The 14,811-nt window shown below is 58.7% G+C and carries 11 protein-coding genes; 8 read left to right on the plus strand and 3 right to left on the minus strand.

What is annotated here, in order from left to right:
* Positions 1–351 precede the first annotated feature (351 nt).
* The 7 genes from glmS to prfB all read left to right on the plus strand — a co-directional run bounded on the left by glmS (position 352) and on the right by prfB (position 9,987).
* Positions 352–2,220 carry a glutamine--fructose-6-phosphate transaminase (isomerizing) gene (gene glmS, locus Q2B33_RS18980; protein ID WP_300914173.1) on the plus strand — a complete coding sequence of 623 codons (1,869 nt, stop codon included), beginning with the start codon at positions 352–354 and terminating at the stop codon, positions 2,218–2,220.
* A gap of 130 nt (positions 2,221–2,350) precedes the next feature.
* Positions 2,351–2,722: a GntR family transcriptional regulator gene (locus Q2B33_RS18985; protein ID WP_300565539.1), complete on the plus strand. Its 372-nt coding sequence runs from the start codon at positions 2,351–2,353 to the stop codon at positions 2,720–2,722.
* Positions 2,719–3,621, plus strand: a complete 903-nt coding sequence (locus Q2B33_RS18990) for an ABC transporter ATP-binding protein (RefSeq protein ID WP_300766391.1) — start codon at positions 2,719–2,721, stop codon at positions 3,619–3,621. Before Q2B33_RS18985 ends, Q2B33_RS18990 begins: the two co-directional genes overlap by 4 nt.
* Positions 3,596–5,785 (plus strand): hypothetical protein, encoded by a 2,190-nt coding sequence (locus tag Q2B33_RS18995; protein ID WP_300783503.1) that lies wholly within the window; start codon positions 3,596–3,598, stop codon positions 5,783–5,785. The genes Q2B33_RS18990 and Q2B33_RS18995 overlap by 26 nt, the downstream gene beginning before the upstream one ends.
* Before the next feature lie 114 nt (positions 5,786–5,899).
* Positions 5,900–8,464: a preprotein translocase subunit SecA gene (gene secA, locus Q2B33_RS19000; RefSeq protein WP_300783505.1), complete on the plus strand. Its 2,565-nt coding sequence runs from the start codon at positions 5,900–5,902 to the stop codon at positions 8,462–8,464.
* A gap of 204 nt (positions 8,465–8,668) precedes the next feature.
* Entirely contained in the window at positions 8,669–8,815 is a 147-nt protein-coding gene (locus tag Q2B33_RS19005) for a hypothetical protein (protein ID WP_300795126.1), read from the plus strand.
* A gap of 52 nt (positions 8,816–8,867) precedes the next feature.
* Positions 8,868–9,987 (plus strand): peptide chain release factor 2 gene (gene prfB, locus Q2B33_RS19010; RefSeq protein WP_300565547.1). Its coding sequence is split into 2 segments (ribosomal slippage): positions 8,868–8,942 and positions 8,944–9,987, totalling 1,119 coding nucleotides; the frame shifts between segments, so codons are not numbered across the junction.
* 88 nt (positions 9,988–10,075) lie between these two features.
* Here prfB and Q2B33_RS19015 read toward each other — a convergent pair.
* The 3 genes from Q2B33_RS19015 to Q2B33_RS19025 form a co-directional block, all read right to left on the minus strand.
* Positions 10,076–10,828, minus strand: coding sequence for a DUF975 family protein (locus Q2B33_RS19015; protein ID WP_300565549.1), 753 nt, complete (start codon positions 10,826–10,828; stop codon positions 10,076–10,078).
* A 45-nt stretch (positions 10,829–10,873) separates the two neighbouring features.
* A complete protein-coding gene (locus Q2B33_RS19020) occupies positions 10,874–11,434 on the minus strand; it encodes a hypothetical protein (protein ID WP_300565551.1) in 561 nt (186 codons plus the stop codon).
* Positions 11,435–11,558: 124 nt separating this feature from the next.
* Positions 11,559–12,017, minus strand: coding sequence for a hypothetical protein (locus tag Q2B33_RS19025; protein ID WP_300565553.1), 459 nt, complete (start codon positions 12,015–12,017; stop codon positions 11,559–11,561).
* A gap of 182 nt (positions 12,018–12,199) precedes the next feature.
* Between Q2B33_RS19025 and Q2B33_RS19030 the strand changes: the two genes are divergently transcribed.
* Positions 12,200–14,731, plus strand: a complete 2,532-nt coding sequence (locus Q2B33_RS19030) for a Tex family protein (RefSeq protein WP_300565555.1) — start codon at positions 12,200–12,202, stop codon at positions 14,729–14,731.
* Positions 14,732–14,811 lie beyond the last annotated feature (80 nt).

Consider the following 14,811-nt stretch of genomic DNA (forward strand, 5'->3'; position numbering starts at 1 on the left):
ATCTGGTGACTGGAGTTCAGACGTGTGCTCTTCCGATCTCCTTTGCCACGGACACCTACGAGACGGAGTACATGTTCCTCTACACGGCGGAGGGCTATGAGGGTGTCCTGGCGGAATGCAACGAAGGGACGCTGGAGTGGGTGAAGAAGAGGGAAGTCTGCGAGCTGCCCATCTGGGAGGGGGATAAGATATTCTTCCGCCTGCTGGAGGAAGAGGCCGGATTCTTCTCCCTGAAGATGACATATCAAAAAGACAGGCTTGTGGAGGCTGTCCTGAACGGACAGGACTGCATGCCGTAAGGAATCATCGGTACAAAATATAACGAAATATTGACGGAGAGGATTCGCTTTTATGTGTGGAATAGTAGGATTTACCGGCAGCCATCAGGCAGCGTCTATCCTTTTGGACGGCCTGTCCAAGCTGGAGTACAGAGGCTATGACTCGGCGGGCATCGCCGTGCGGGACGGGGAGGAGCTGGCCCAGGTGGTCAAGGCCACGGGGAGGCTCCGCAACCTCTATGAAAAGACCGACGGCGGAAATGCGCTCACGGGCACCTGCGGCATCGGCCATACCAGATGGGCCACCCACGGGGAGCCCACCCAGACCAATGCCCATCCCCATGTGAGCGGGAACTGCACCGGATCCGCCTCCGGCCAGGTGGAGTCCGAGGTGGTGGGCGTCCACAACGGCATCATCGAGAACTACCAGGAGCTTCGGGAAAAGCTCCTGCGGCACGGATACCAGTTCTACAGCGACACGGATACGGAGGTCGTGATCAAGCTGGTGGATTACTATTATAAAAAGTACAAAATCGGCCCCGTGGACGCCATCGCCAAGACCATGGTGCGCGTCCGCGGCTCCTACGCCCTGGAGCTGATGTTCCGGGACTACCCGGGGGAAATCTGGGTGGCCAGGAAGGACAGCCCCATGATCATCGGGCTTGCGCAGGGGGAGACCTATGTGGCCTCCGATGTGCCGGCGATCCTGAAGTACACCAGATCCGTCTACTATATCGGCAATCTGGAGTTTGCAAGGCTGACGCCGGGAGAGGCCGTGTTCTACGACTTGAACGGCGACAAGATCCAGAGGGAGCCGGTGGAGGTGACATTCTCCGCGGAGGCGGCGGAGAGGGGCGGCTTCGAGCACTTTATGATGAAGGAAATCCATGAGCAGCCCAAAGCGGTGGCCGACACCCTGGGCTCCCTGATCAAAGACGGGCGGATTGACCTGAGCGGAGCCGGATTGGACCAGGAGGGGATGGCAAAGGTGCGGGACATCATCGTGGTGGCCTGCGGCTCCGCCTGGCATGTGGGGATGGCCTGCCAGTATGTGATAGAGGATCTGACGGATATCTCCGTGCGGGTGGAGCTGGCATCGGAGTTTCGGTACAGGAAGCCCCGCTTCCGGGCCGATACCCTGGTCCTTGTGATCTCCCAGTCCGGAGAGACCGCGGATACCCTGGCGGCATTGCGGCTGGCAAAGGAGAACGATGTGCCCACGCTGGCGATCTTCAACGTGGTGGGCAGCTCCATCGCCAGGGAGGCGGATCATGTGATCTATACCCTGGCTGGCCCGGAGATCGCCGTGGCGACCACAAAGGCATACAGCACCCAGCTCATCGCCGGATACTGCCTGGCGGTGCAGCTCGGCTTTGTGAAGGGCATGATCGACGAGGAAGCTTACGCCCATTATCTCGACGAGCTGCTGCTCATCCCACAGAAGATAGAGCGGCTTTTGGAGGAGAAGGAGCGCATCCAGTGGTTCGCCGCGAAATACGCCAATGCCCGGGACGTGTTCTTCATCGGCCGGGGAATCGACTATGCAGTCTGCCTGGAGGGGAGCCTGAAGCTGAAGGAGATATCCTATATCCACAGCGAGGCCTACGCCGCCGGGGAGCTGAAGCACGGCACAATCAGCCTGATCGAGGAGGGGACGCTGGTAATCGGCCTCCTGACCCAGAGCGACCTGTACGAGAAGACCGTCTCCAACATGGTGGAGTGCAGGTCCAGGGGAGCCTACCTCATGGGGCTGACCACCTACGGAAAGTATGCCACGGAGGACCAGGTGAACTTCACGGTATATATCCCAAAGATCGATGAGCATTTCGTGGGGAGCCTGGCGGTGGTCCCGCTGCAGCTTCTGGGGTACTATATCTCTGTGGCCAGGGGACTTGACGTGGATAAGCCCAGGAACCTGGCGAAGAGCGTGACGGTGGAATAGGGGCGATAGGAAAGGAAGGGGGCGCTGGCGGTCTTGACAGCGTCCCTTTTATGTGATATAAGTGTATTGAGAATATTAATACACATAGATAATGCGCCATATGGCACATGATACCGGAAAGGAAGAGCGGATGATTTTGTTAGACTATCGGGACAAGCGCCCTCTCTATGAGCAGATGGCGGAGAAGCTGGAGCGCCTGATTGTGAACGGCGGGCTGGAGCCGCTGACCAGGATGCCCAGCGTGCGCAGCCTGGCCGTGGAGCTGTCCGTGAACCCCAACACGGTCCAGCGGGCCTATGCCCAGCTGGAGCAGGACGGCTATCTCTACACCGTCTCCGGCAGGGGGAGCTTCGTGACGGCCAGGGAAGAATGGCAGGAGAACAGGCAGAACAGGATATGGCAGGAATGGCGGGCGGCCACCGCACAGGCCAGGGAGGCGGGAATCCCGGCAGAACGGCTGATCGCGGGAATCCGCCAGATTTATGGGGAGGACGGACAATGATAGAATTCAAAAAAGTAGTCAAGCGCTTCGGCGATGTGAAAGCCATAGACGATGTCAGCGCCGCCATAGATGAGGGGCATGTGTTCGGCCTGATCGGCACCAACGGCGCGGGGAAGTCCACCCTGATGCGGCTGGCCAGCGGCGTCCTGAGAGCCGACAGGGGCAGCGTCATCGTGGACGGGGAGGAGATTTATGACAATCCTGCCGGAAAGGCAAATATCTTCTATATCTCCGACGACCAGTATTTCTTCCGAAACGGCACGCCCATGGACATGCTGCGCCTGTACCGGACCTACTACCCGGGCTTCGACAGCGCCAAATGGCAGGAACTCATGGGAAAATTCGGCCTGGATCAGGGCCGCAAGGTGAACACCTTTTCCAAGGGGATGAAGAAGCAGCTCTCCATCCTCTGCGGGATCAGCGCGAACACGAAATATCTGTTCTGCGACGAGACATTCGACGGCCTGGACCCTGTCATGCGCCAGGCGGTGAAGGCCCTGTTCGTCAGGGAGATAGAGGAGAGGGGCCTGACCCCGGTGATCGCCTCCCACAACCTGCGGGAGCTGGAGGACATCTGTGAGTCCGTAGGGCTCCTGCACAGGGGCGGCATCCTCTTCGAGAGGGACTTGGACGAGATGAAGCTGAACCTCCATAAGGTGCAGTGCGTCATCAAAGAGGAGGAGATGCTGCGCCGGATCAAAGAGGGCATGGAAATCCTGACCATGGACAACAGAGGCGCCCTCTACACCTTTACGGCCAGAGGCAGCAGGCAGGAGGTGGACGCGTTCCTGGAGGGCCTGGCGCCCGTATTCTACGAGCTGCTGCCCCTGTCCCTGGAGGAGATATTCATCAGCGAAACGGAGGTGAAGGGATATGACGTCAAAGAACTTCTTTTTTAAGGTCATGAGGGAAGACCTGAGACATAAAATCTGGATGCTGGCCCTGTCCGCCTTGGGGAGCTTCCTGATGCTGACCGTGGCATGGCTGATCTGGCGCAGCAACCAGGCGGGCGTCGAGGAGATGGCGGCAGAGGGAATCCGCTTCCGCGGGATGGACAGCAGGGAATACCTGATTGGGGAGACGGTGTCCTTTTTCAGGGAATACGTCTCCATGACAGGAGGGATAGTGGCCATTGCCGGGGCCGTCATAACGGGACTCTTCGGCTTCCGCTTCGTCTTCCATAAGAATATGGTGGATGCCTACCACAGCCTGCCCGTGAAGCGGGACGCCCTGTTCGGGGCCTGCTTCCTGAATGGCTTCCTGCTCTGGTTCCTGCCCTTCATCGCGTTCTACCTGCCCACCCTGGCCCTGGCGGCAGGCTTTCTGGGAAAGCTGGGCGCAGGCGGGGAGCATATGGGCCGGCTCTTCGGGGCCGCGGCCCTGACCCTGGCCACATTGGCCACCGTGTTCCTGCTGGTCTACGGCCTGGTGCTGACGGCAGTGATGCTGAGCGGCAATATCCTCAATACCCTGGTCAGCATGGCGATTCTGGGCCTGGGGGGCATAAGCGCCGTGGGAATCCTGTACGCCTTTTTCCTGTCCTATATGGACAGGTTCTACGACATGTGGAACTGGAGCGCTCTGTCCCATGTCTCTCCCCTCTTCGCGGCCCCGGCTCTGCTCTACTGGAGGATGGGGACGGAGGGCGGTCTGGGGAGCTTCCTGGGGAAGCTGGCAGTGGATTTTGTCCTGGCGGCGGCTCTGGGGTGCTTAGCATGGCTGCTGTACCGCAGGAGGGCTTCCGAGCTGGCGGAGCAGGGGGTGAAGAACCGTGCGGCCAAGACCCTGATGAAGATTCTGGCGGGAATCGTGGCGGGCATGTGCGGATGGATGCTGTTCCAGTTGTTCGTGGGCGGCCAGATGCTGGCCTGGGGAATCTTCGGCCTGACCCTTTCCGCCCTGCTCTGCCTTGGGGTGCTTAACATCATATTCAGCATGGATTTCAAGGCATTCTTCACCCATAAGCGCCAGATGGCGGCTGTGCTGGCCGTGACGCTGCTCATCAGCTTCGCTTTCAACTGGGACTGGATGGGTTATGACGACTATCTGCCGGAAAAGGAGGAAATCGCGGAGATAGGGGTCTGGACAGGGGAGTTCAGCAATCGCTATACCTTGGTCGATTTCCAGGACTCCCCGCTTTTCAGGATGCGCTTCCAGGATACGGACGCCATCTACGCCTACCTGGAGCGGGCCATAGAAGAGGAGCCACGGGGAGTGTGGATCAATTTGCCCACCAGGGTCACCCTGAAAAGCGGCAGGAGCTATTATAGGAGATACTGCATAGACAGCCGGGACAAGGACTTGCTCTGGCCCCTGCTCTCCCACGAGGAATATGTGGAATACGCTTTCTGCATCAGCCAGGAGATGCTGGAACGCTGTGAGAAGTTCGAGCTCCAGCGCCAGGGATACGGGGAGGTGTTTTCCCTGAGGGATTTCGGGCCGGAGGCCTTTTGGACGATTATTCAGGCCTACAACCGGGATGTGCTGGAGAATCCGGAGGGCGCGTTCCAGGATAAGGGAAGGCGGTTGGCCAGCCTGGAATTCAATGCTTGGGGCAGAGCGGAAATCAGCACTATGGTCAGGATAAGCATCTACGACACCATGGAGCATACCCTGGAGGCCCTGGAGGACGTAGGCCTCGGAGAATGGGCGGCGCCGCCGGATCCCGGGGAAATCACTGCCATATCTTTAAGCCTGCCCGGAAACTATGAGGAGATGACGGCGGAGGAGATGACAGACCTTGCCAGGAAGTATTACGGGCTGGCCGGGGACCAGGAGGACCAGGAGGAGCAGGAGAAGGCCGAACTCTTCGGAGAGACCATCCAGGCCACTCCGGACAGGGAGTTTGGGCTGCTGCCCGCGCTGGAGATTACCGACCGGGCACTGATAGAGGAGCTGTGGGCGCTTATGGACTATTCCGATCCCTGCCGCAGCGACAGCCTGTTCCGGGAGGGCGGCGTGGAGGTATCCTGCTTGGACAGAGAGGGAAATTCCCTGCGCTGCTACCTGCCCATGGGCGTGCTTCCCGAGAAATATATCCTGATGTTCGGGGACTGTTCATAAAATATTGATGAAATATTCATATCTTCCCACAGCTAAGTGTTGAATCCGCCGGACAAATCTGGTACAATAAAGGGCAGGGCTTTTATACAAGGCCATAGAAAGGTATGAATAACCGTGAAGATAATCGATAAGGTATTTGGCACTCACAGCGAGAGGGAAATCAAGAGAATCATGCCCCTGGTGGAGAAAATCGAAGGGCTGCGTTCCCAGATGCAGGCCCTCTCCGATGAGGAGCTGCGGAACAAGACTGCGGAATTCAAGAAGAGGCTGGCGGAGGGAGCGACTTTGGACGACCTGCTTCCCGAGGCCTACGCCACCGTCAGGGAGGCCACGGCCAGGGTGCTGAAGACAGAGCATTACAGAGTACAGCTGATCGGCGGCATCATCATGCACCAGGGCCGCATCGCAGAGCTGCGCACCGGTGAAGGAAAGACCCAGACATTCCTGCTCCCGGCCTACCTCAATGCCCTGGAGGGCAAGGGCGTCCATGTGGTGACGGTGAACGACTATCTGGTAAAGCGTGACGCGGAGTGGATGGGACAGGTGCATGAGTTCCTGGGCCTGTCCGTGGGAATGATCCTCAACAGCATGACCAGCGAGGAGCGCCAGAAGGCCTACCAGTGCGACATCACCTATGTGACCAACAACGAGCTGGGCTTCGATTACCTGCGCGACAATATGGTCATCTACAAGGAGCAGCTTGTCCTGCGGGGCCTGCACTTCTGCATCATAGACGAGGTGGACTCGGTGCTGATCGACGAGGCCAGGACGCCTCTGATCATCTCCGGCCAGAGCGGCAAATCCACCGCCCTCTACGAGATGTGCGACCTGCTGGCCCGCCGGATGCAGAGGGGCGCGGACGTGCAGGAGCTGACCAAGATGGACGCCATCATGGGCGTGGTCCAGGAGGAGAGCGGGGACTTCATCGTCAACGAGAAGGACAAGGTGGTGAACCTCACCGCGGCCGGCGTGAAGAAGGTGGAGGATTTCTTCCATATCCAGAACTACGCGGATCCCGAGAACTTGGAGATCCAGCACAATATCATACTGGCCCTGCGTGCCCACAACCTGATGTTCCGCGACCAGGACTATGTAGTCAAGGACGACCAGGTGCTGATCGTGGACCAGTTCACCGGGCGCATCATGCCCGGGCGGCGGTATTCCGACGGCCTGCACCAGGCCATAGAGGCAAAGGAGCATGTGAAGGTGAAGCGGGAGAGCAAGACTCTGGCCACCATCACCTTCCAGAATTTCTTTAACCTGTTCGAGAAGAAATGCGGCGCTACCGGTACGGCCCTCACGGAGGAAAAGGAGTTCCGGGAGATATACGGCATGGACGTGGTGGAAGTGCCCACCAATCTGCCGGTCATCCGTAAGGACTTGCAGGATGCGGTGTACAAGACCAAGGCAGAGAAGCTGAAGGCCATCGTGGACGCGGTGGAGGAGGCCCATGCCAAGGGCCAGCCCGTGCTGGTGGGCACCATCACCATCGAGGCCAGCGAGGAGCTGAGCAAGATGCTGACCAGGCGGGGCATCCAGCACAAGGTGCTGAACGCCAAGTTCCACGAGATGGAGGCGGAGATCGTGGCAGATGCCGGCGTCCACGGTGCGGTGACCATCGCCACCAACATGGCGGGCCGCGGTACGGACATCAAGCTGGACGAGGAGTCCAGGGCAGCGGGCGGCCTGAAGATCGTGGGTACGGAGCGACATGAGTCCCGGCGTATCGACAATCAGCTCCGGGGACGTTCCGGCCGTCAGGGAGACCCCGGCGAGTCGAAGTTCTACATTTCCCTGGAGGACGACCTGATGCGGCTGTTCGGCTCTGAGCGGCTGATCAGCATGTTCAACAGGCTGGGCGTGCCCGAGGGGCAGGAAATCGAGCACAGCGCCCTGACCAATGCCATCGAGTCTGCCCAGAAGAAGATAGAGAACAACAACTTCGGCATCCGAAAGAATCTGCTGGAGTACGACAGGGTCATGAGCGAGCAGCGGGAAATCATCTATGACGAGCGTCTGCGGGTGCTGAACGGCGAGAGCATGCGGGACTTCATCTACAAGATGATCACAGATATCGTGGAGAACTGCGTGGACACCAGCATCAACGACGACGCGCCTGTGGAGGAGTGGAACTTCGGCGAGCTCAACACCCTGCTGATCCCCACCATCCCCCTGGAGCCCGTCACGGCGGAGCGGGTGGCCAAGCCTAAGAAGAACAGCTTAAAGCAGCAGCTCAAGGAGGAGGCCGTGAAGCTCTATGAGAGCAAGGAGGCGGAGTTCCCCAACGCGGAGGCCATCAGAGAGCTGGAGCGGGTCATTCTGCTGAAGGTCATAGACAGGAAATGGATGGACCATATCGACGACATGGAGCAGCTGCGCCAGGGCATCGGCCTCCAGGCCTACGGCCAGAGGGATCCTCTGGTGGAGTACAAGATGAGCGGCTACGACATGTTCGATGAGATGACCCAGAACATCAAGGAGGAGACCGTCCGGATGCTGCTGCACATCAAGGTGGAGCAGAAGGTGGAGCGGGAGCAGGTGGCCAAGGTCACCGGCACCAACAAGGACGATTCCCTGGCCAAGGCCCCTGCCAAGCGCGCCAATGCCAAGGTCTATCCCAACGATTCCTGCCCCTGCGGCAGCGGCAAGAAGTACAAGCAGTGCTGCGGAAGGAAATGATATGTAGATGTAAGAAATCAAAGAAGTCATTGAGTGGTGCGATGAAAAAGGCCATACGGAGCATGAGATTCTGGAATTGATCAGAAGGATCGTGGACGCGATGCCGAGGGAAGAAAAAGCGGAATAAGCCGGACGGGATGCTGCACAAGAGAGCGTTTCATAGTATACGAAAGATGGTACAATGAATGCGGAAAAGGAGGCAGAATGGAATCGATGACGAAGGAAGAGATGCAGAGATTCTTAATTAAAGAAGCCCGGAGAGGCAGCACGGAGATGGAAGCATACCGGAATTTGATGGAAATACTGGGAATCGAATTTCCCATCGAAGCAAAAAAAGAAAATGCCGGATAAACTGCGGCAAAAGGTTCGACAAAATGATTTTACAGAAAGAAGGTGACGTTAAGTGGTAGAATTAGATCAGATGAAGACAGAACTACAGTCCTACGAAACTCCATTAGCGGAAGTGAGGGATTCACTTTGACCTCGCTAACAAGGTGAAGCGGATCGAAGAACTGGAGCGGGAGATGGAAGCCCCGGGCTTCTGGGACGACCCCGACAGCTCCAACAAGAAAATGAAGGACCTGAAAGACTTAAAGGGCACCGTGGAGGGCTGCAACAAGCTCTCCGGCCAGTATGAGGACATCCTGACCCTCATCGAGATGGGATACGAGGAGAACGACGCCTCCCTGATTCCCGACATCCGCAGCGAACTGGACGAGTTCATCGCGCAGTTCGAGGAGCTGCGCATCGGCACCCTGCTCTCCGGCGAGTACGATGCCAACAATGCCATCCTGAAGCTCAACGCGGGCGCAGGCGGCACAGAGAGCTGCGACTGGTGCAGCATGCTCTACCGCATGTACACCAGATGGGCGGAGCGCAAGGGCTTCAATCTGGAAGTGCTGGACTTCCTGGACGGGGACGAGGCGGGCATCAAGTCGGTGACTTTCCAGGTCAATGGCACCAATGCCTACGGCTATCTGAAATCCGAGAAGGGCGTCCACAGGCTGGTGCGCATCTCGCCGTTCAATGCCCAGGGCAAGCGCCAGACCTCTTTCGTGTCCCTGGACGTGATGCCGGACATCGAGGAAGATTTGGACGTAGAGATTGACGAGAAAGACCTGCGTATCGATACCTACCGAAGCAGCGGCGCAGGCGGGCAGCATATCAACAAGACCTCCTCCGCCATCCGCATCACCCACATCCCCACAGGGACAGTGGTGCAGTGCCAGAACGAGCGCAGCCAGTTCCAGAACAAGGACAAGGCCATGCAGATGCTGAAGGCCAAGCTGTTCCTCTTGAAGCAGGAGGCCAATGTGGAGAAGCTCTCCGATATCCGCGGCGAGGTGAAGGACATCGGCTGGGGGAACCAGATCCGATCCTACGTGCTGCAGCCGTACAAGATGGTGAAGGACCTGCGGACGGATGTGGAGACAGGCAACACGGACGCGGTGCTGGACGGCGGGCTGGATCTGTTCATCAACGGGTATCTGAAGTGGATCAGCGTCTCCCAGAAGCAGCAGTGAAACGGAAGACGCAATGATGGAATAAACCATGGAATAGGGCCATAAAGAAAGTCGGATGCTTTGCCGCCACAGCAGAGCATCCGACTTTTTACGCGGGATTCATCAAATCGAGAAAGAAATAAGTGTAGGTCATCTGCATGAAAGGCTCAAGCCACAGGAAACCGATGCCGAAGCTTAGGAGGCACAGAAGCATCAAGGGCAGGAAGCTCAGCTCCAGCAGGAACAGGCGCTTCCGGTTCCCCTTCATGAGGCGCCAGCACAGCTTCAGGGTCTCCTTCCCGGACTTCTCGGGGAAATCCAGCATCAGGAAGAAAGACATGGCCAGCCCTAAGGAAATGGGGACATAGACGCACAGCCCCACTGCCGTGGCCAGCAGCGCCGGCAGCATCCACTTGGCATCCCTGGTGTTCAGGAGATTCTGGGACAGGTACTGCCCCGGCCCCAGGCACACCGTGTTGCACAGCGTGACGGCGGCGGAGACCACAAGGGCTTTCTTCGAATCGTTTTTGAACCCGTAGAACAGATCCCTGGTGAAGGGCTGCTGCCCGCAGGCGATGTTCAGGAAATAGAGGGCTATCCCCGCGTTCATGACGCCCAAGAGGATGTTGGCGGCCAGGAGCACCACATCGAAGACGATGGTCACCGCCCGGGCCGCGCTGACGGAACCGCTCATGGCATAGACGGAACGCATGGTGCTGTTGGCCACGGAATTGACGACCAGCCGCGCGAACCAGGATATCACGAAGCTCAGGAACATGATCGATATGGCGCCCTTGTACTTGCCCTCCAGCCTGTCCCTTGCCGCGTTCTTCAGTTCATAGTTTTTCTTGTACTGTTTCATGTGCTGAGCCTTTTCCTCCATATGGGAAATCAGTGGGCGGGACGACTACGCCGCGTAGTCCAGGTTCATGCCCGCATATTTCACCCTGTCCGCGCTCTTGAGATCCTGCTGGTAGGGATTGTCTTCATTATAATATTTGATCTGGGTGTGGGTAGTGCCGCCGGATACATAGGTGCGGCCGCACTCCGGACAGACTCCCGTATGGATGGACACCGAGGCGGAGACTACCTTGCCGTCCTTCATGGCGGCTTTCTTGTACGCGTTGGACACATGCTCCTGCTCGTGGGCCCGCACAGCCGAAGCCGCGCTCTCCGGGGAGATATGCTGCGCGGTCTTGAAGGAGACCATCTCGTCGGAGCCGTCCTTGTACTTGCGCTCCTTGCAGGTCTGGCATTCCTCCGCAGGGTCTTCGAAGCCGTATCTGCCCTTCTTCTCCTCCGCCTTATCCCCGGGGAGACTCCGGCCGTCGATCGCTGTCCTGCCCTGAGCCTCCCTTCCGATGGCGGTTCCGCCATCCGCAGACTCGAAACCCTGCCCCGGGCGATAACCCGTCCCGACATTGCCGTAATAAGAATATCCCATATCGCTGACCGGTGATAACATCATGACAAAAACCTCCTAAAATATATACTGCATAACGCTGAATACTGCCTAATGTAATCATGCGATTGAACCAGTCAGCGTTATGCAGTCTGGTTTCACGGCAAGTGAAATCGTTAGGCAGTATAAATCAATCATCAAAAGAATAGCCGTAAGCGCCCTCCATGAATTCATCGAAGTCCATGCCGTAGAGCTGCTGCGACACAGCATTGACCTGATTGCGGAACGTAGCGTTCTGCATCAGCGAGGGCAGCATGACAAAGGAATAGACGATCATGGACACCGCGGTGGTCAGGCCCACGCAGGAGAGGATGAGGCCCGTGCCGCAGGTGGAGTTCATCTTCTTCTTGGCGCGGTGGGCCAGGAAGGCGAAAAGGATGCCCAGCGCCCCCAAAGGCAGGGACAGCACAATCGTGCAGCTGGTGGTCATGGACAGGAGGCCGCATACCGCCGATGCGACGGAGAAGGCCTGCCCGTAGGGCCTGTGGGTGGGCTGGTTATAATAGCTGCTGTCGGAGGATGAGCTGTTCCACCTGTCCCGCTGTCCGTTGTGGCCGTTCCAATTGCTTCCGTTCCGATTATTGTCCATGAATCAGATTCCTTTCCGTAAGGTCTACCATAGAAGCCGGGATAGGATTCCGTGGCCTAAAATCTATTATAGCAACTATTCCTATCTTTTTCCAGCATTTTTATCGGAAACTTGCAGTTTCTTTTCATTTCCAGTATAATAAAAAGGCTGTTGCAGACAAGAGAAAGAAAGGCAAGGTAGCTATGGACATTTTTCAGACGATCAAAGAAGAGCTAAAGGTGGAGAAGTGGCAGGTGGAAGCCGCGGTGAAGCTCATAGACGAGGGCTGCACCATCCCCTTCATTTCCCGATACAGGAAGGAGGCCACAGGCTCCCTGAACGACGAGCAGCTCCGTGACCTCCACGAGAGGCTGCTCTATCTGCGCAACCTGGAAGAGAAGAAGGAGCAGGTCCTGGGCAGCATCGAAGAGCAGGGGAAGCTCACGGAGGAGCTTCGGGAGAAGATCCTGGCGGCCCAGACCCTGGTGGTGGTGGAAGACCTCTACCGGCCCTACCGTCCCAAGCGCAAGACAAAAGCCAGCGTGGCCAAGGCCAAAGGGCTGGACGGCCTGGCGGAGTACATCCTGGCCCAGGAGGCGGCGGAGCCCGTGGAGAGCGAGGCGGCGAAATACGTCACCGGGGAGGACATAGAGGAGGAAAGAAAAGTGAAGACGGTCCAGGAGGCCATCCAGGGCGCGAAGGACATCATCGCGGAGGCCATTTCCGACAATGCGGACTACCGCAGCTACATCCGGGAGGCCACCGTGGAGGAGGGCGTCATCACCAGCACGGCCAAGGACGAGAAAGCCGCCAGCGTGTATGAGATGTACTACAGCTACGAGGAGCCCGTGCGGAAGGTGGCGGGGCACAGGGTGCTGGCCCTGAACCGCGGGGAGGCGGAGAAGGTGTTGACCGTGAAAGTCAATGCCCCGGAGGAGCGCATCCTGCGATACCTGGCCAAGCAGATCCTCACCCGGGAGAATCCGTATACCACGCCCCTGCTGACAGAGGCCATCGCGGACAGCTACGGGAGGCTGATCGCCCCTGCCATCGAGCGGGAGATCCGAAACGACCTCACGGAGAAGGCGGAGGACGGCGCCATCACCGTGTTCGGCAAGAACCTGGAGCAGCTCCTCCTGCAGCCCCCCATTGCCGGGAAGGTGGTGCTGGGCTGGGATCCCGCCTTCCGCACCGGCTGCAAGCTGGCGGTGGTGGACGCCACGGGCAAGGTGCTGGACACGAAAGTGATATATCCCACCGCGCCCCAGAACAAGGTGGAAGAGTCCAAGCGGGAGTTGAAGAAGCTCATCGCAAAGTACCATGTGGACCTGATCTCCGTGGGCAACGGCACGGCCTCCAGGGAATCCGAGCAGATTATCGTGGACCTGCTGAAGGAGCTGGACCGTCCGGTGCAGTATGTGATCGTGAACGAGGCAGGGGCCAGCGTGTATTCCGCCAGCAAGCTGGCCACGGAGGAATTCCCCAACTTCGACGTGGGTCAGAGGAGCGCGGCCTCCATCGCCCGCAGGCTCCAAGATCCCCTGGCGGAGCTGGTGAAGATAGACCCCAAGTCCATCGGCGTAGGGCAGTACCAGCACGACATGAACCAGAAGAAGCTGAGCGATGCCCTGAGCGGCGTGGTGGAGGACAGCGTGAACAAGGTGGGCGTGGACCTGAACACGGCATCTGCCCCCCTGATGGAATATGTATCCGGCATCAACAAGACTATTGCACGGAATATCGTAGATTACAGGGAGGCCAACGGGCGCTTCACCGACAGGAGGCAGCTTTTGAAGGTGGCAAAGCTGGGGCCCAAGGCCTTTGAACAGTGCGCGGGCTTCATGCGCATCCTGGACGGGGACAATCCCCTGGACGCCACCAGCGTCCACCCCGAGTCCTACGAGGCCACGAAGAAGCTCCTGGACAGGCTGGGGCTCACCATGGAGGACGTGAGGCAGATGCAGAAGAAGGCGGCGGAGCATAAGAACGCCGCCCCCGCAGGAGGGGACAGAGCCGCGGCGGGGCAGGGCGCTCCTGCCGGTGGGGGGAAGGCCGCCGGAAGAGCCGGACAGACAGGTGGTGCCGGTGCGGGGCAGAAAAAGCAGAACAAGAAAGGTGACATCCGCATCTCCAACACCAACACCGCCATGGGCCGGGCGCTGGCGGCAGCCATGGGCGGCATGGCCCCGGCGGAGGCGGATGGAAAAGCGGGCCCTGCCGGGAACCGCTCCGGAAAAGCCGCGGCATCCGGCAGCATGGCATCCGGCTCTGGCAAGGCTGCCGCATCCGCAAGCGCAGGGGGATCGGGCTCTGCCTCCGGCATGACCAGCCTGGCGAGGCGCATCCCGGACAAAAAGCAGCTGGCCCAGGAGCTGGGCATCGGCGAGATCACTCTGACGGATATCCTGAAGGAGCTGGAGAAGCCCGCCAGGGATCCCAGGGACGACATGCCCAGGCCGATCCTGCGCAGCGACGTGCTGGAGATGAAGGATTTGAAGCCCGGCATGGTCCTGAAGGGGACAGTGCGCAATGTCATCGACTTCGGCGCTTTCGTGGACATCGGCGTCCACCAGGACGGCCTGGTGCACATCTCCCAGATCACCGACCGCTTCATCAAGCATCCCCTGGAGGCGGTCAGCGTGGGCGACATCGTGGAGGTGCAGGTGCTGGGCGTGGATGAGGCCAAGAAGCGCATCAGCTTGACCATGAAAGTCAACCAGGAGAAGAAAGGGTAAAAAACAAAAAGGCCCCGGGCCAGATGCCCGGGGTCTTTCCGTTTACAGAGAATGTCGCAGAGGGCCGCGCTCTGCGACAT

The sequence above is a fragment of the uncultured Acetatifactor sp. genome (assembly GCF_948601915.1).
GTDB lineage: Bacteria > Bacillota > Clostridia > Lachnospirales > Lachnospiraceae > Acetatifactor.